The sequence below is a fragment of the Achromobacter sp. D10 genome (genome assembly GCF_035282245.1).
GTDB lineage: Bacteria > Pseudomonadota > Gammaproteobacteria > Burkholderiales > Burkholderiaceae_B > Achromobacter > Achromobacter insolitus.
The window spans coordinates 112,711-128,838 of the sequence record NZ_JAYJLE010000001.1; the positions used below are offsets into that span (position 1 = coordinate 112,711).

Here is a 16,128-nt window from a genome sequence, read left to right on the forward strand (position 1 = left end):
GCATCATTGCGCAATCAGGGTTCCCTGCATGGTCGGATGGAACAGGCAGACATAGGCGCTGCTCCCTTCCTCCCGCACAGTGTAGGTCCAGGACGCGCCCGACGCGATCACACCCGAATCAAACGCTTTGGAAATGGCAGTCGCGGTATGCGGGACCAGATCTTTATTGATCCAGGTGACCTTGTCGCCACGCTTGACCATCAGCGTCGCTGGCATGAACTGCATCCCTTCTATGGTTACGACATGCTCGGCCAGCTGGGTGCCGGACGGGGCCTGTTGGGCGCTTGCGGGCCCGCCAGCCAGCGCCAACCCCGCGCACAGGGCGGCCACGGCGGCGCGCCCTCTCGCCGCGAGTGAGGAAGGATCAGCCACCGTTGAGCCTCTTTTGCAGGGATCTGGCGTGTTCCAGGTGTGCGAGGAAGGCGGGCCGCACCTTGACCAGCAAGGCTTTCAGTTCCGCATTGTGCGCGCCGGGAATCAGGGTCGTGTCCAGCGCCTGAATTACGGCCTCGTGATAGGCCACTTCGTGGTCGACATAGGCCTTGTCGAAGGCGGCGCCATTCAACCCCTTGAGCGCGGCCAGGTTCTTGTCGCCGCCTTGTTGCAGGCTGTCGCTGGTCGCGTTCGGTTCAGGCGCGACTTTGAGCTTCTGCACCAGTTCGCTAGCCGACTTGTTGACGGCGGAATGATCCGTCACCATCAACGTGGCGAACTCGTGGACATCCTTGTTGCCGGTCTTGTCCCGCGCCAGCTTGCCGGCGTCGATGTCGACCTGATTGGCCACCACGACAATGGCCGCGATCTGCGGATCCGTCGGCCCATTGCCGTGGGCAAACACGCTGCAGCTGACCAAGGCCAGCGCGTAGAACCATCTTGCATGAATCGCTTTCATCTCCGCCCCCGATACGATGGATGCAGGCGCGAAGCCCTCGCCGGGATGGCGTGGCGTCTTGCTTGCATATGGGGTTGGATGTCGCGAAAACGCGCCGCGTTCCGGCGCAAGGCAGCGCCCGAGAATCAGCCCACCGGCACCGTCATCCCGTACTTGGCTCGATTCAATACCACCAGGGTGGAAAAGCGCTTGACGTTGGGGTTGCCCCAGAAATTGCGTTGGGCAAAGGCCTCGTACTCAGCCATGTCGCGCATGGTGATGGTCAGCACGAAGTCCACCTCGCCCGTGACGGACAGGCACTGCATGATTTCCGGCGCGGACTGCATCGCGCGCTTGAATTGGTCGAGTTTGTCGGCGCGCTCGCTCTCCAGCGTCACCAGCACGACCATCATGATCGCCCGGCCCACTGCGGCGGGGTCGACCACGGAAACGTCGCCCAGCACGATTTTGGACTCGCGCAGGCGTTTCATCCGGCGCAGGCACGACACCGGCGACAGGTTCACGCGCTGCGCAACTTCCTGGCTGGTGCGCTGATTGTCTTCCTGCATGCTTTGCAGGATCTGGAGGTCGAAATCGTCTAGTTCCATAAGGGCCTCGGAACGGGTCTCGGAACGGCTGGAAGCAGGCCGGGAAACGCCCGCGGATAGATTCTAAGCCCGGCCGCGACGGAATCCGACCCCATTTTGAAGGGAAACTTCATTTCCGCCCGCCGGGATGCAGGAATTTATCTTCCGGCTTGCTTACACTGGAAGCCCTCTGCCCGCGCCGCGGGTACGTCCCACCCCCGTATCATGCCGTCACTCCAGCTTTTTCTGCTGTTCCTCGCCGCCGACGCGGCGCTCAAACTCACGCCCGGCCCCGACATGGCGCTGACGCTCTCCCGGGGCATGACGCAGGGCTTCCGCCCTGCCTTCCACAGTGTCCTGGGCAATGTCGCCGCCGGATTCATCCAGGTGCCGGCGGTGGTGCTGGGCCTGGCTTCGGTGCTGCAGGCATTTCCGTCGCTGTTCATGGGCATCAAGGCGGCCGGAGGCCTGTACCTGGGCTATCTGGGCATCAAGGCCATCATCCGCTGCGCGCGCTCGGCCGACGTGTCGCTGGCGGCGCGGCCCGGGGACGCGGGCGACGCCTTCTGGCAGGGATTCACGACAAACCTGCTGAATCCCAAGGTGCTGCTGTTCATGATCGCGTTCCTGCCGCAGTTCACCACGCCCGACAACGGCCCGGTGTGGATACAGATGCTGGTGCTGGGCGTGACGATGAAGGTACTCAGCCTGCCCTATGGCAGCTTCTTCGCCTACGGCGCCTCGCGCATCCGTGGCTGGGTAGGCCGCAACCCCTGGTTCCTGCGGATGCAGCAGGGCCTGCTCGGTGCCGTCATGCTCGGCCTGGCCCTGTATGTGCTCTACTCCACCGCCGAACACCTGACGCCCTGAAACGCCTGACGCCCCCTGCCGTCCCTATAGTCCCCTGCCGTCCCGATACGTAGCGAGCTTTTCCACCCTTGCCATGACCGCCGCCACCCTGAACACCGGACGCAACGCGTCTTCTTCCACCCTGCTCCCCGTGTTGTCGCTGATCGGCGCGATGGCCTCGCTGTGCGTGGGCACCTCGTTTGCCAAGTCGCTCTTTCCCATGGTGGGCGCCCAAGGCACGACCGCCTACCGGATCGCCATCGGCGCGCTGATCCTGGTGGCGATCTGGCGCCCGTGGCGCTTTCCGCTGACGCGCCAGGCGGCGGCCAAGATCGCGCTGTATGGCGTGACGCTGGCCTGCATGAACCTGCTGTTCTACATGGCCCTGCGCACGCTGCCGCTGGGCGTGGCCATTGCCATCGAGTTCATCGGCCCGTTGACCCTGGCGGTGGCACTGTCACGTCGCGCCATCGACTTCGTCTGGATCGGCTGCGCCATCGCCGGCCTGGTGCTGCTGATTCCCACGGGGCAATCGGTGCATGACCTGGATCCCGTCGGCATCGCCTTTGCACTGGGCGCGGCGGTGTGCTGGGCGCTCTACATCATCTTCGGCAAGATGGCCGGCAACGTGCATGGCGGACAGGCCACGTCGCTCGGGCTGACGGCGGCGACGCTGGTGGCGCTGCCCATCGGCGCGGCGCATGCCGGCACGGCCCTGCTGGATCCGACCTTGATCCTGGCCGGCATTGCGGTGGGCGTGCTGTCTAGTGCCTTGCCTTATTCGCTGGAAATGGTGGCGTTGCGGCGCCTGCCGCAAAAGACTTTCGGCGTGCTGCTGAGCATGGAGCCCGCCATGGGTGCGCTGGCAGGTGTAATCGTACTGAACGAACAGCTGTCGCAAACGCAATGGCTGGCCATCTGCGGCATCATCGTGGCTTCCGCGGGCTGCGCCGCCACGGCCCGACGGCAAAATACCGCCCCCACGCCCGCGCCGGATTGAGCGCGGACGCGCGTCGCCGCCGCGGTCCGATGCCGCTTCAGCCGAATCCGATCTCGCGCTGGGGCGGCGCCAACGGGTCGAAGTCTTCCCAGTGGTTGTTGCGCCAGCGGCCGTTGGCATGTTCCACGTCCGCGCCGCCGGCGTCACGCAGGATGCGGCACGCCAGCATTTCACGCTGCGGCCGTGTGCGCACGGCAACCATCACCCCGGCCTGGCGGATCTCGGCATGCGAATCGGGGTTGAAGTGGCCATGCTGGGTGCTGCCGTGGCCCGTCACCCACAAAGCGCCGAACAGCGATCCCAGATAGGCGCCCACCCCGGCGGCGGCCAGGATCAGCGGCGTGGAGTCGCTGATCTCGGACATCACGAACCCGCCAAACACCGCAAAGCCGGCCCCTACGGCGCCGGCGCCCAGGAACGCCCCGATGTCGGCGCGCCCCGAGTCCGGGTCGGAACGGCGGTCGCCACCCAAGGGATAGCGGCCATGCTCGCCCGCCGGATTCACGTAGAAGGTGTTGATGTCCCAGTGGGGAAAGCCACTGGCCGAGAGACGCTCGGCCGCGGCCTGCGCCGCCTCGAAACCTTCGAACCGGGCTGCTACGATCAGAGACATGATGTGCTCCTTGCCCGGGCTGCCGGGCAGGATGTACGTGCCTTTATCGTACGCCCGCGCCGCGCTCGCGCGCGCGCCGGTTACACCTTGCGGCGGCTGTTACCGTCCGCCGTCATTGAGCGGAAATGTTCTTGCTCCGGATCACCGCGCCCCAACGCTCGTATTCCTTGCGCGCGTAATCCGCGAAGGCCTGCGGAGTGCTTCCCGTGGGCTCCATGCCCTGCAGCTTGAGCTGTTCGGCCACCTCAGGCGAACGCAAGGCCTGCGCGATTGCCCCGCTTAGTTTTTCGACCACCGGAGCGGGCGTGCCGGCAGGCGCAACCACGCCCTGCCAGGCGGCCGCCTCAAAGGCCGGGCCACCCGCCTCGGCGAATGTGGGCACTTGCGGCAATTGCCCGGAACGCTGCGCGGCCGGCACCGCGATGGCACGCAACTTGCCCGCCTGGATCAGCGGACGGGCGGCGGCCAGGTCGGCCATCATCATCGGCACCACGCCAGCAGCCACGTCCTGCAGGGCGGGCGGCGTGCCCTTGTACGGAATGGCCGTGGCCCGGCCCTGGATGGTATCCAGAAAAAGCTCCATGGCAAGGTGATGAGGGCTGCCCACGCCCAGCGACGCATAGCTGCCCGGCTTGTCGCCCTTCAGATAAGCCTTCACGTCTGCCAGCGTATGCATCGAAGAATCCGGCGACACGACCAGCACGATGGGCAGCGATACCAGCGTGGAAACCGGCGTCAGATCCTTTCCCGGGTCGTAGGGCAGCTTCTGGTATAGCCAGGGATTCAGTGCCAGCGTGCTCATTCCTGCGGTCAACAGCGTGTAGCCGTCGGGCGCGGCACGAGCGGTTTCCTGCGCGGCGACGATCGTGGCAGCGCCCGGCCGGTTTTCCACGACAACCGGTTGTCCCAGCGCATCGCCCACGTGCTTGGCGACGATGCGGGTCGCGATGTCGCTGCCGCCGCCCGCGCTGAATGGCACCAGCCAGCGGATTGGATGGTCCGGAAACCCGGCGGCCGCGGCCTGGCCGGCAATGGCTGAAAACCCGGTCAACGCCGCCGCGAGCAAGGCCCGCCGCACTACGCCTTTGAACATGTCGCGCTCTCCTCGCCTGCCCATTTATTTAACATATTAATGATTTATTATCCGACCCGAAGCGTCCGCGCACATCACCGGAAAAACCCGAAGTCCCGCGGACCTCAGGTACGGGCGGCGGACAACCAGCGCAGGCCGGCCGAGGTGCCGGCGGCAGGACGGTACTCGCAGCCTATCCAGCCGCTGTACCGCAGTTCGCGCAGCACGTCGAACACCCAGCCATAGTCCAGTTCGCCGCGATCGGGCTCCTGGCGCAGCGGCACCCCGGCGATCTGCAGATGGCCGACCCGCCCGGTGGGCAAGTATTCGCGCAACTTCATAGTGACGTCGCCCTCGACGATCTGGCAGTGGTAGAGATCCATCTGCACTTTCAGATTGGGCGCGTTGACGGCTTGCACAACGGCGTGCGCGTCGTCCTGGCGGTTCAGGAAATAGCCGGGAATATCGCGGGTATTGATCGGCTCGATCAGCACGGTGACCCCGGCCGAGCGCGCCTGGCGCGCCGCCCAATCCAGGTTCTCGCGGTAGCAATCCAGCATGGCCTCGCGCGACGCATCGGGTGGGACCAGGCCCGCCATCACATGGATGTTCTGACAAGCCAGCGCCGTGGCATAGCACAGCGCCTGCTCAATGCCCGCCTGGAACTCCTCCTGCCGACCCGGCAAGGCAGCCAGGCCGCGTTCGCCGCGCGCGGCAACGCCGGGCGGCGCATTGAAGAGCACCTGGGTGACGCCCGCCGCGTCCATGCGCTCGCGCACGAAGGCGGCGGGCGCCTCGTAGGGAAACATGCATTCCACCCCGGTGTACCCGTCCGCCGCAGCGGCCGCGTAGCGATCCAGGAACGCGTGTTCCGTGTACATCATCGAAAGATTGGCGGCGAACTTCAACATGGCGGGCTCCGGACCAGGCGGCATGCATGGAAATTAGCACACGCGCCCGGCCTGCCCTCGCCGTCATATCAAGCGCCCAGATCGGGCGCCGAATTCAAGCGCCAAAGTCTGGCGCCGGGTGCAGGGTCAGGCGCGGCCCCGCCTTGAGCAGCTGGCTGGGGATGTCATGCCCCACCAGCGCGGGCAAGGTCGCCGAGATACCCAGTATGGCGTCCAGGTCCACGCCAGTGTCGTAGCCCATCAACTCAAGCATGTGCACCAGCTCTTCCGTGCAGACATTGCCGCTGGCACCGGGTGCATAGGGGCAACCGCCCAGGCCGCCCAGCGACGCGTCGAAGCGGTCGATACCGGCTTCGATGGCCATCAGGGTGTTGGCCAGCGCCATGCCGCGCGTATTGTGGAAATGCATGGTCGTGGTCAGGCTGGGGAACAGCTTGCGGACCTCGCGGCCGATCTTGCCGACCTGCGTGGGATAGGCCATGCCGGTGGTGTCGCACAGCGTCACGCCGTCCACGCCCAGCGCGGCAAAGCGTCCCACCAGTTCGAATACCTCGAAGGCGTTGATGTCGCCTTCCATGGGGCAGCCGAATACCGTGGACAGAGACACATTGATGGCGACCCGGCTGCCGCGGACCGCGTTGACCACATCGCTCAATTGTTCGAATGACTGCTCGCGCGTCATGCGCAGGTTGGCGCGATTGTGGGTCTCGCTGACCGACATCACCAGGTTGACCTCGTCCACCTTGCACTCAAGCGCCCGCTGCGCGCCGCGCACGTTCGGCACCAGCACCGTATAGACGACGTCCGGATGACGCTCGATTTCGTGCATCACGACTTCGGCATCGCGCAAGGCCGGGATCGCCTTGGGCGAGGTGAAGGATGTCGCCTCGATCTTGGCGAAACCACTGGTGGACAGCCGGTTGATGAATGCGATCTTGTCCTGCGTTTCGATGAACTGCTTTTCGTTCTGGAAGCCGTCGCGGGGCGCGACCTCCTGGATGTACAGCCGCTGGCGGCTGGCGTTGGTTCCGGGGTTGGTCATATTCATGGCCGCTTTCCTCAGATGATGCCGCGCGCGCGCCAGTCCTGGCGTTGCGCCTCGTCTATGCCCAGGCCGCCCAGTACCTCGTCGGTGTCCTGGCCCAGCGCCGGCGCCGAGCTGCGCACTTCGCCCGGGGTTTCCGACAATTTGGGCACGATGCCCGGCACCTGCACCGGCGTGCCGTCGGGCAGCGCGCCATCCAGGATCATGCCGCGCGCCCGGTAATGCGGGTCGGCCGCGATGTCGGCCACGTCATAGATCTTCCCGGCCGGGATCTGCCCATCGTTCAAGCGCGCCAGCACCTCGTCCAGCGGATGCTGGCCCGTCCATTGCGAGATCGCGTCATCCAGCATGACCACGTGCTTCACGCGGCCGGCGTTGTTCGCCAGCTCGGGGGCCTCGGCCAGGTCAAGCCTGCCGATCACACCCATCAGCCGCTTGAAGATACTGTCGCCGTTACCGGCGATCAGCACATATTTGTTGTCCTGGCAGCGGTAGGCATTGCTGGGCGCGATGCCCGGCAGGCTGCTGCCGGCGGGTTGGCGGATCTCTCCGAACACCGAGTATTCCGGCAGCAAGCTTTCCATCATGTTGAATACGGATTCGTACAGCGCCACGTCGATCATCTGGCCGGTGCCGTTCTGGTCGCGGGCGCGCAGCGCCAGCAGGATGCCGATGACCCCGTGCAACGCCGACAGCGAATCGCCGATGGACACCCCGACGCGAACCGGGGTGCGGTCCGGCTCGCCGCTCAGGTGGCGCAAGCCGCCCATGGCTTCACCGATTGCGCCGAAACCGGGCAGATCACGGTACGGGCCGGTCTGGCCATAGCCCGACACGCGCAGCATCACCAGGCGCGGATTAATGGCGCGCAGTTCCTCCCACCCCAGTCCCCAGCCTTCCATGGTGCCGGGCTTGAAGTTCTCGACCACCACGTCGATGTCCTTGACCAGCGTCCGGATCAGATCCTGCGCCTCGGGCTTGCGCAGGTCCAGGCTGACCGACTTCTTGTTGCGCGACTGAACCTGCCACCAGACGGACGTACCGTCGTGGATCAGGCGCCAGTTGCGCAGCGGATCGCCCTTGCCGGGCGGCTCGATCTTGATGACCTCGGCGCCGAATTCGCCCAGCATCTTGGCGGCGAACGGTCCGGCGATCAGCTGGCCCAACTCCAGCACTCGGATTCCGCTCAATGGTTTGGATGACATGATTGCCTCGTCAGCTCTTGTGTTTGCCCAGATAGGCCTCGCGCACGCGCTCGCTGGCCAACAACTCCTGGCCCGTGCCCTCCATCACGATGGAGCCCACTTCCAGGACATATGCGCGGTCGGAAATCGCCAACGCCTGATTGGCCATCTGCTCGACCAGCAGAATCGTCATGCCGCGCTCTTTCAGCGACTTGATGATCTTGAAAATCTCGGCCACGATCAGCGGCGCCAGGCCGAGCGAAGGCTCGTCCAGCATCAGGATGCGCGGCTTGCTCATCAGCGCGCGGCAGATCGCCAGCATCTGCTGTTCGCCGCCCGACAGCGTGCCCGCGTACTGGTCGCGCCGTTCTTTCAGGCGCGGGAACATCGCGAAGCAGTTTTCGATTTCCGCGGCCAGTTCGGCGGGTGACTCCTTGCGCAGGAAGGCGCCCAGCATCAGGTTGTCGTGGACGGTCTGGTCAGGGAACACCTGGCGGCCTTCGGGCACATGGGCAATGCCCAGCCCGACGCGCTTGTGTGCGCTGACTCCGCCCAGGTCCTGCCCGGCGAACGCGATGTCGCCGGTGGATTTCTCGATGCCCGACAAGGCGCGCATCATGGTGCTCTTGCCTGCGCCATTGCCACCGATGATGGTCACGATCTCGTTCGTGTCCACATGCAGCGACACCTGCTTCAGGGCATTGACGGCGCCATAGCTCACCGCCAGGTTCTTGATATCCAGTAAACGGCTCATTGCGGTCTCCTATGCCGGCGCGCCCAGGTAGGCTTCGATGACTTTCGGATTCTCCTGGATGTGGTTCGGCAGTCCCGAGGCGATCTTCACGCCGTAGTCCAGCACGACGATGTGGTCGGAAATGGCCATGACCAGGTCCATGTGATGCTCGATCAGCAGAATGGTCAGGCCCATGTTCTTGAGCTTCACGATGAGTTCGGTCAGTTGCTCCGTTTCCGCTGGATTCAGGCCCGCGGCCGGCTCGTCCAGCAGCAGCAGGTCCGGCATCGCCGCGACCGCGCGGGCGATTTCCAGGCGCCGCTGCAAGCCGTAGGGCAAGCTATTGGCGGGCTCGTCCGCATAACGATCCAGCTCGAAGAACTTGAGGATGGCATACGCCTGCTGGCGGATGCGCCGCTCTTCAGCCAGGCTCGCGGGCAGGCCCAGCAGATTGGAGAAGAAGCTGGATTTCTGCACGCGGTAGAAACCCACCATCACGTTCTCCAGGGCGCTCAGCCCGTCGAACAGCTTCAGGTTCTGGAACGTGCGGCCAATACCCGATGCGGCGATCTCATTGGGCGACAGGCCGACCATCTGACGGTTCTTGAACCGAATGCTGCCAGCGTCCGGCACCACCAGGCCCGACAACAGGTTCAGCGTGGTGGTCTTGCCGGCGCCATTGGGGCCGATCAACGACACCACGGCGCCTTGCTCCAGCGTGAACGACACCTTGTTGGTCGGCACGACGCCGCCGAACGCCTTGTACAGATCCTTCACTTCCAGGAAGCTGGACGCCTCGCCGCCGCGGGAGGCCGGCGGCGCCGGAGTCCAGTCGGCATCGCCCGCCCGGGCCGCCAGCGCCTCGCGCTGGCCGCGCTTGGGCAGCACTTTCGCCAGCAGGCCGGCCAACCCTTCAGGCATGGCGTAGAGCGCGAACAGCAGGATGAGGCCGTAGGCAAAATGCTGCACTTCCGGCCAACGCGCCAGCATGGCGTCGATCACCGTCAACACGACCGCGCCCAGGAAGGATCCGCCCGGGGTGCGACCGCCGAACAGCACCAGCACCAGGAAGAACACCGACAGGTTGAAATTGACGAAGTCGGAGTTGATGTACTGGTTCTGCTGCGCCACCAGCCCGCCCGCGATGCCGCAGGTGATCGCGCTGATGGCGAAAGCCAGGATCTTGAAGCGGTACACGCTGATGCCCACGCTCTCGGCCGCGATTTCGGAGGTACGCACGGCGGCAAAGCCGCGTCCGAAACGTCCGTTCAGCAGCAGCGAGGTCATGGCGTGCAGCGCCAGGCCGAGCACCACGACCACCACTACCCACTGGCGGCTGTCCAGCGTGGCACCGCCGAACGTCAGGCCAGTAATGCCATAAAAACCTTCCTGCCCCTTGAACACGTCGGTCCATTCGGACACGATTTTCTCGATCAGAAGGCCGAAGGCGATGGTGACCATGGCCAGGCTGGGGCCCTTGACCTTCAGCGCGGGAATCGCGATCACCACGCCAAAAATCGCGGACACGACCGCGGCGCAGGCAAGCGCCAACCAGGGGTCGACCTGATAATTCACGGTCAGGAGCGCCACCGTGTAGGCGCCCACGCCGAACAGGCCGGCATGGCCCAAGGACTTCTGTCCGGTCTGGCCGACCAGGATATTGAAGCCGGTGGCGGCAATGTAATAGACCCCGATGTTGAACAGGATCAGCAGATAGAAGTCATTCAGGCCCGAATAGGCATACCCGATGGCGAGCGCCGCAATGACCAGGGGGATGAGGATTTTGGAGAGCTTCATACTTTCTCCGCATGCACGCGGCCGAGAATGCCAGCCGGGCGGAAATACAGCACCACGATGATCAGCGCAAACACCGCGATCTCGCGCAGGTTCGAATACCAGAGGCCGATCAGCGACTCCAGCAGCCCGATCAGGAAGCCGCCGAAGATGCAGCCGCGAGGATTCTCGAGGCCGCCCAGGATCGCGGCCGAAAAGGCTTTCAGCGACAGCAGCGTGCCCACGAAGACCGAGGCCGTCGCAATCGGCGCAACCATCACGCCCGCGATCGCGGCCAGCGCGGAACTGATTGCAAACACGGCGACCGCCACCGCATTGGCATTGATGCCCATCAGGCTGGCGGCGGTCTTGCTGAAAGCCACCGCCCGCACCGCCTTGCCCATCTTGGTCTTGTGCAAGGCCCAGTCGAACACGATCATCAGCACCAGCGTGGTGCCGAACACCAGGATCTCCTGCGGACGCACGCCGGTGCCCAGGACGGTGATAATGCCCTCGCCCAGGGGCGAAGCCACCGCAATGGGGGCCGGGCCCCAGATCAGCAACGCCAGGTTCTGGATGATGATGCCGAAACCGATTGTGCTCATCACCCAAGACAGCCCCGCCTCGCCCACGAAGTGGCGGATGGCGGTGACGTAGAGCACGTAGCCCAGCAAGCTGAGTACCAGCATGGCGGCCAGCAGGGCGAACAGGAATGTCCCCCAGGTCACGTCTTCCGGATTCGGAAAGCCGATCAGCTTGCCCTGGCTGACCAGCAGAATGGCGCTGATGCCGATCAGGCCCGCCAGCGCAAGGAATGCGCCCTGTCCGAAGTTGAAGGTCTTGGTCGTGGTGTACGTGATGCTGAACCCGAACGCGACCAGGGCATAGACGCTGCCCATGGCCAGCCCGCTCAAGATGGCTTGTAGTATTTGCATGCTGGATGCCCCCCTATTGACGACTCCCCGGGACGTTTCCGCGCCCCGGGGAGAGATCCTTATCGTTGCCGCGCCGCCTTACAGCTTCAGGTCTTCCGGCTTGATGGCGCGGGTGTACTCGTCATCGACCGTCACCACCTTGCCGTCGATCCAGCGCACCAGGCGGAAGTCCTTCACGGACAGCGCTTCGTGGTTTTCCGCGGTGAACGGCTTTTCGTAGGTCTTGATGACGCCCTTGGCCTGCGCCAGGTTCTGCAGCGCCGCCTGCACCGCCTCGCCTTCGGCCGATTTAGCCTGCTCCATGGCCGCGGCAATGAGCTTGACCGAGTCATAAGCCTGCGCGGCCATAACGTAGGTCGGGACCCGGCCATCGCGCTTCATCAGCGTGTCGTACAGCGCCTTGGATTCCGGCGAGGAGTCTTCCGTGATCGACGCCGTGAAGATCATCTTGCTGGCCAGCTCGGGACCGGCGATGCGCAGGAACGGCGAGCTCAGGTTGGCCCAGGAGGCCAGCGTGGTCGGGAAGTAGTTGATCTTTTCCAGGCTGCGCATGACGTGCGCATTGGAATCCGCCAAGGCGTAGACGATCAGCGTATCGGCGCCCGAGCTCTTGATCTTGTTCAACTGCGACGACATGTCCGTGTCCTTGGGACCGAACTTCTCGTTGGCCACGGGCGTGATCTTGTGCAGGGCCAGGATCTCGACCGCATCCTTGGCGCCTTGCTGGCCGTAGCCCGTGGTGTCGGCGATGATGGCGACCTTGCCGGTCTTGCTGGCGCGGGCGGCGTAGGCCGCCAGGAGCGCGATCTGGTCGCGGTCGCGCATGGACACGCGGAACACGTAGTTGGCCGGCGACTTGGCGTAGCGGCCGGTGATGTCGGTGGCGGTGGCCACCGGCGAAATCGTCGGGATCTTCTTCTGCTGCACCAGATGCAGCCAGGCCAGCATGTTGCCGGAGTTGACGCCGCCCAGCATGGCGTTGACCTTGACGTTGTCGACCAGCTCGTTCGTATTCTGGATGGCCTTCGGAGGCGCGCCCACGTCATCGCGCTCGACGATGACGACCTTCTTGCCCAGCACGCCGCCGGCCGCGTTCAGTTCGTCGGCCGCCTGGCGCGCGCCCGCCAGCGCGGAAATGCCGAAGTCCGCCGAACCGGTGGCCGACATATCGCTGTTGAAGCCGATCTTGATGTCGTCGGCCAAGGCGGCGCCGCTGACGCCTGCAAGCGCCGCCGCCAGCAGCAGGGATTTCATCGTCTTGGGGAAATGCTTGAGGTACATCTTGTCTCCTTCTGGATCACTCTGGTGACCGCTGATTGGCAATTCAGGATTGTTTGATGAGGTCGGCTGCCTTGTTGCCGATCATCATGGTGGCCGCGCAGATATTGGCCGAAGGCATGGCCGGCATCACCGAGGAATCGATGACGCGCAGGTTGCCAACGCCGTGCACCCGCAGCTGTGGATCGACCACCGCGTACTTGTCATCGGCCTGCCCCATGCGGGCCGTGCCGTTGACGTGATAGGACGACACGCCATAGCGGCGCGCGAAATCCAGCAGTTCGGAATCGGATTCGCACATTGGGCCGGGCAATACCTCGCTTTCGAAGTACGGCGACAGGGCCTGCGAACGCAGCAGCTGGCGCGCCAGCCGGATGCCCCGCACCAGCGTCATCTGGTCGCGCTCGTTCTCCAGGTAGTTGGCCAGGATCACGGGATCCTGCAGCGGGTCCGCCGAGCGGATGCGCACCTGCCCACGGCTTTCCGGCCGGTGCTGCCAGACGCCCGCGGTCATGCCGGGGAAGTCGTCCAGCATGCCCACATAGCCTTCCTTGTAGCTGGCGGGCGTGAAAACGCCTTGCAGGTCGGGCAGCGCCAAGTCCGGCGTGGACTTCCAGAAGTAGTGCAGCAGCGACGGGCTCAACGCCATGATGCTGGGACGCTTCATCAGCCAGCGGCTGATCTGGCCGGCCAGGCTCAGTCCCTTGACCAGCTGGTTCATGGTCTGGCTGTTCTTCACGCGCGCAACGACGCGCACCGAATAATGGTCGCTCAGGTTCTCGCCCACGCCGGGCAGGTCGCAGACCACGTCGATGTTGTGCTGGCGCAGCAGCTCTGCCGGCCCCAGGCCGGATAGCTGCAGCAGTTTCGGCGTGTTGATCGCGCCGCAGGACACGATCACCTCGCGGCGCGCGCGCACCGCGCGGACTTGCGAAGGATGCGCCGGATGGCAGTAGGCGACGCCCGCCGCCTTGCCGCCGTCGAACAGAATGCGCGTTGCCTGCGCGTAGGTCCGCACTTCCAGGTTTTTTCGGCCCATGGCGGGCTTGAGGAAGCATTTGGCCGTGCTCATGCGCCAGCCGCGGTCGATAGTGCGCTGGAAGTAACCCACACCGGCCTGTTCCGCGCCGTTGTAGTCGGGATTGCGGGGAATGCCCTGCTCCACCGCCCCGGCAATGAAGGCCTCGCACAGCGGATGGATCCAGTCTATGTCCGTAACCGGCAGCTCGCCCTTGCGGCCGCGGTAGCGGTCCTCGCCGCCCACGCGCCGTTCCATGGACTTGAAGTACGGCAGCACCTCGTCATAGGACCAGCCGGCGTTGCCCAGCGCCGCCCAATGATCGAAATCCGCCGCCTGGCCGCGGTTGTAGACCAGGCCGTTGATGGAAGTCGAACCGCCCAGGGTGCGCCCCTGCGGAATCGGCACTCGCCGCCCGTTGGTCTGCGCCGTGCCTTCGCTGCTGAACTGCCAGGCGTACTTCTTATTGAACACCGCCTTGATAAAGCCGGCGGGAATGTGCAGATAGGGACTGCGGTCCGGCGGACCCGCCTCCAGCACACAAACGGTGGAACCGTCCGCGCTCAGGCGGTTGGCCAGGATGGAACCGGCCGCGCCGGACCCCACGATCACATAATCGAACTGATCCGCATCGCGGAGGGAGGGCTGTGCTTGGCTCATGTCTGGATCCGCGGGCGTCAGGGAATCGCGTTGAACGACTTGCCGGCAAGGCAGACGTACTTGATTTCCAGGAACTCTTCGATGCCGTACTTGGAGCCTTCGCGGCCCACGCCCGACTCCTTGATGCCGCCAAACGGGCCCACCTCGTTGGACACGGCGCCGGTGTTCACACCGACGATGCCGTACTCCAGCCCCTCCATCATGCGCCAGACCCGTTCCAGGTTGGCGGTATAGAAATAGGCTGCCAGGCCCGAGGCGCTGTCGTTGGCGCGCGCCAGCACGGCCGCTTCGGATTCGAAGGTGCTGATGCCCACCACCGGCCCGAAGATTTCTTCGTGCGCAAGTTCCATGACATCCGTAATACCTGTGAGCAACGTCGGCTCGTACAGCAGGGTACCGGGCTCGCGCAGCTTGCCGCCAGCCAGCAGGCGCGCGCCCCGCGCGGTAGCGTCGTCCACCAGGCGGGTCACCTTGTCCACGGCGCGCCGGTCGATCAGCGGTCCCTGCGTGACACCGTCTTCCAGGCCTCCGCCTACCTTCATGCGGCGTATCTCCGCCAATAATTTTTCATTGAAGGCATCGGCGACGCTGGCGTGCACGTAGACGCGGTTGGCGCAGACGCAGGTCTGGCCGGCATTGCGGAACTTGGACAGCACCAGGCCCTGCACGGCTTCCTCCAGGTCGGCATCTTCGAACACGATGAAGGGAGCGTTGCCGCCCAGCTCCAGCGACAGCTTCTTGATGTTGGATGCGCTTTGCTGCATCAGCAGCCGGCCCGTCTGCGTGGAGCCGGTAAAGGTCAGCTTGCGCACCGTGGGGTTCTGCGTCAGCTCCGTGCCGATGGGCGCGGGGTCGCCGATGACCACGTTGAGCACGCCCGGCGGTATGCCGGCCTGCTCGCCCAGCCAGGCCAGCGCCAGCGCCGTAAAGGGGGTCAGCTCGGACGGCTTGAGCACCACGGTGCAGCCGGCGGCCAATGCAGGGCTGACCTTGCGGGTCACCAAGGCCGAGGGAAAGTTCCAGGCGATGATCGCCGCGCACACGCCCACGGGCTGGCGGATGGCCAGCATGCGCTGATCGCCGCGGGTGTGGGGCAGCACATCGCCGTAGACGCGCTTGGCCTCTTCCGCAAACCATTCCACGAAGGAAAGCGCGTAGTTGAGTTCGCCCCTGGCCTCGGCCAGCGGCTTGCCCTGCTCCAGCGTCAGCAGCAGGGCCAGGTCGTCGGCGTTCGCCTCGATGAGCGCATGCCATTTGCGCAGGATGGCGCCACGCTCTTTGCCTGTCCTGGCCCGCCAGGCCGGCAGGGCGTCATCGGCTGCCGCGATGGCACGGGCGGTCTCGGCCTGCCCCAGGTTGGGCACCGTGCCCAGCACGCTGGCGTCGAAGGGATTGCGCACCGTGATGGTGGCGCCATTGTCGGCGTCGCACCAGGCGCCGCCGATGTAGGCCTGCTGCCGCAGCAGCTGGCTATTCTGCAGATTCATTTGTCTCGCGCTCCATCCGTCATGCTCCGCACGGTCCGCGCTTGGGGCCGGGCGAAATTTTTTGGGGAGGATAGCCCTGGCGGCGGCCTCCGCAACAGCAGTGATTAGCGAT

Annotated in this window: 16 protein-coding genes; 2 read left to right on the forward strand and 14 right to left on the reverse strand. The window is 65.0% G+C overall.

All coding sequences use genetic code 11. The features are described 5' to 3' along the window. Window positions 1–3 precede the first annotated feature (3 nt). From VCS63_RS00520 to VCS63_RS00530, 3 genes are all read right to left on the reverse strand, one after another. The gene (locus VCS63_RS00520; RefSeq protein WP_323877995.1) at window positions 4–372 is read right to left on the reverse strand and encodes a cupredoxin family copper-binding protein; all 369 of its coding nucleotides are present in this window, start codon (window positions 370–372) and stop codon (window positions 4–6) included. Then, complete coding sequence (locus tag VCS63_RS00525; protein WP_323877997.1) at window positions 365–892, reverse strand: DUF4142 domain-containing protein; 528 nt, start codon at window positions 890–892, stop codon at window positions 365–367. The genes VCS63_RS00520 and VCS63_RS00525 overlap by 8 nt, the downstream gene beginning before the upstream one ends. Window positions 893–1,017: 125 nt before the next feature. Further along, window positions 1,018–1,479 carry an Lrp/AsnC family transcriptional regulator gene (locus tag VCS63_RS00530; RefSeq protein WP_042796215.1) on the reverse strand — a complete coding sequence of 154 codons (462 nt, stop codon included), beginning with the start codon at window positions 1,477–1,479 and terminating at the stop codon, window positions 1,018–1,020. A gap of 204 nt (window positions 1,480–1,683) precedes the next feature. Between VCS63_RS00530 and VCS63_RS00535 the strand changes: the two genes are divergently transcribed. Beyond that, window positions 1,684–2,328: a LysE family translocator gene (locus VCS63_RS00535; protein WP_323877998.1), complete on the forward strand. Its 645-nt coding sequence runs from the start codon at window positions 1,684–1,686 to the stop codon at window positions 2,326–2,328. 73 nt (window positions 2,329–2,401) lie between these two features. Further along, window positions 2,402–3,307 (forward strand): EamA family transporter, encoded by a 906-nt coding sequence (locus VCS63_RS00540; RefSeq protein ID WP_076816538.1) that lies wholly within the window; start codon window positions 2,402–2,404, stop codon window positions 3,305–3,307. A gap of 37 nt (window positions 3,308–3,344) precedes the next feature. Here the strand turns inward: VCS63_RS00540 and VCS63_RS00545 are convergent, their stop codons facing one another. The 11 genes from VCS63_RS00545 to VCS63_RS00595 all read right to left on the reverse strand — a co-directional run bounded on the left by VCS63_RS00545 (window position 3,345) and on the right by VCS63_RS00595 (window position 16,016). Then, complete coding sequence (locus VCS63_RS00545) at window positions 3,345–3,920, reverse strand: hypothetical protein (RefSeq protein WP_042796214.1); 576 nt, start codon at window positions 3,918–3,920, stop codon at window positions 3,345–3,347. A gap of 112 nt (window positions 3,921–4,032) precedes the next feature. Then, entirely contained in the window at window positions 4,033–5,013 is a 981-nt protein-coding gene (locus VCS63_RS00550; RefSeq protein ID WP_042796213.1) for a Bug family tripartite tricarboxylate transporter substrate binding protein, read from the reverse strand. Window positions 5,014–5,117: 104 nt separating this feature from the next. After that, the gene (otnI, locus tag VCS63_RS00555; RefSeq protein ID WP_076816543.1) at window positions 5,118–5,903 is read right to left on the reverse strand and encodes a 2-oxo-tetronate isomerase; all 786 of its coding nucleotides are present in this window, start codon (window positions 5,901–5,903) and stop codon (window positions 5,118–5,120) included. A gap of 94 nt (window positions 5,904–5,997) precedes the next feature. Next, on the reverse strand, window positions 5,998–6,951 hold the full coding sequence (locus VCS63_RS00560) for a hydroxymethylglutaryl-CoA lyase (RefSeq protein ID WP_323878000.1): 954 nt from the start codon (window positions 6,949–6,951) through the stop codon (window positions 5,998–6,000). 11 nt (window positions 6,952–6,962) lie between these two features. Then, on the reverse strand, window positions 6,963–8,153 hold the full coding sequence (locus tag VCS63_RS00565) for a CaiB/BaiF CoA transferase family protein (RefSeq protein ID WP_063641353.1): 1,191 nt from the start codon (window positions 8,151–8,153) through the stop codon (window positions 6,963–6,965). 10 nt (window positions 8,154–8,163) lie between these two features. Beyond that, window positions 8,164–8,886 carry an ABC transporter ATP-binding protein gene (locus tag VCS63_RS00570; RefSeq protein WP_042796211.1) on the reverse strand — a complete coding sequence of 241 codons (723 nt, stop codon included), beginning with the start codon at window positions 8,884–8,886 and terminating at the stop codon, window positions 8,164–8,166. A 9-nt stretch (window positions 8,887–8,895) separates the two neighbouring features. Further along, the gene (locus VCS63_RS00575; protein ID WP_042796210.1) at window positions 8,896–10,662 is read right to left on the reverse strand and encodes an ABC transporter permease subunit; all 1,767 of its coding nucleotides are present in this window, start codon (window positions 10,660–10,662) and stop codon (window positions 8,896–8,898) included. Next, a complete protein-coding gene (locus VCS63_RS00580) occupies window positions 10,659–11,573 on the reverse strand; it encodes a branched-chain amino acid ABC transporter permease (RefSeq protein WP_082884663.1) in 915 nt (304 codons plus the stop codon). The genes VCS63_RS00575 and VCS63_RS00580 overlap by 4 nt, the downstream gene beginning before the upstream one ends. Window positions 11,574–11,651: 78 nt before the next feature. Next, window positions 11,652–12,854, reverse strand: a complete 1,203-nt coding sequence (locus tag VCS63_RS00585) for an ABC transporter substrate-binding protein (RefSeq protein WP_323878003.1) — start codon at window positions 12,852–12,854, stop codon at window positions 11,652–11,654. A 43-nt stretch (window positions 12,855–12,897) separates the two neighbouring features. Further along, a complete protein-coding gene (locus VCS63_RS00590) occupies window positions 12,898–14,529 on the reverse strand; it encodes a GMC family oxidoreductase (RefSeq protein WP_323878004.1) in 1,632 nt (543 codons plus the stop codon). Window positions 14,530–14,546: 17 nt separating this feature from the next. After that, complete coding sequence (locus VCS63_RS00595; protein WP_301878623.1) at window positions 14,547–16,016, reverse strand: NAD-dependent succinate-semialdehyde dehydrogenase; 1,470 nt, start codon at window positions 16,014–16,016, stop codon at window positions 14,547–14,549. Window positions 16,017–16,128: the final 112 nt, after the last annotated feature.

Excerpts from the sequence above, each read along its gene's own strand:
- otnI (WP_076816543.1), bottom strand. The coding sequence starts at position 5,903 with ATGTTGAAGTTCGCCGCCAATCTTTCGATGATGTACACGGAACACGCG.
- VCS63_RS00565 (WP_063641353.1), bottom strand. The coding sequence starts at position 8,153 with ATGTCATCCAAACCATTGAGCGGAATCCGAGTGCTGGAGTTGGGCCAG.
- VCS63_RS00580 (WP_082884663.1), bottom strand. The coding sequence starts at position 11,573 with ATGCAAATACTACAAGCCATCTTGAGCGGGCTGGCCATGGGCAGCGTC.
- VCS63_RS00595 (WP_301878623.1), bottom strand. The coding sequence starts at position 16,016 with ATGAATCTGCAGAATAGCCAGCTGCTGCGGCAGCAGGCCTACATCGGC.
- VCS63_RS00525 (WP_323877997.1), bottom strand. The coding sequence starts at position 892 with ATGAAAGCGATTCATGCAAGATGGTTCTACGCGCTGGCCTTGGTCAGC.
- VCS63_RS00545 (WP_042796214.1), bottom strand. The coding sequence starts at position 3,920 with ATGTCTCTGATCGTAGCAGCCCGGTTCGAAGGTTTCGAGGCGGCGCAG.
- VCS63_RS00560 (WP_323878000.1), bottom strand. The coding sequence starts at position 6,951 with ATGAATATGACCAACCCCGGAACCAACGCCAGCCGCCAGCGGCTGTAC.
- VCS63_RS00585 (WP_323878003.1), bottom strand. The coding sequence starts at position 12,854 with ATGTACCTCAAGCATTTCCCCAAGACGATGAAATCCCTGCTGCTGGCG.
- VCS63_RS00540 (WP_076816538.1), top strand. The coding sequence starts at position 2,402 with ATGACCGCCGCCACCCTGAACACCGGACGCAACGCGTCTTCTTCCACC.
- VCS63_RS00535 (WP_323877998.1), top strand. The coding sequence starts at position 1,684 with ATGCCGTCACTCCAGCTTTTTCTGCTGTTCCTCGCCGCCGACGCGGCG.
- VCS63_RS00590 (WP_323878004.1), bottom strand. The coding sequence starts at position 14,529 with ATGAGCCAAGCACAGCCCTCCCTCCGCGATGCGGATCAGTTCGATTAT.
- VCS63_RS00530 (WP_042796215.1), bottom strand. The coding sequence starts at position 1,479 with ATGGAACTAGACGATTTCGACCTCCAGATCCTGCAAAGCATGCAGGAA.
- VCS63_RS00575 (WP_042796210.1), bottom strand. The coding sequence starts at position 10,662 with ATGAAGCTCTCCAAAATCCTCATCCCCCTGGTCATTGCGGCGCTCGCC.
- VCS63_RS00550 (WP_042796213.1), bottom strand. The coding sequence starts at position 5,013 with ATGTTCAAAGGCGTAGTGCGGCGGGCCTTGCTCGCGGCGGCGTTGACC.
- VCS63_RS00570 (WP_042796211.1), bottom strand. The coding sequence starts at position 8,886 with ATGAGCCGTTTACTGGATATCAAGAACCTGGCGGTGAGCTATGGCGCC.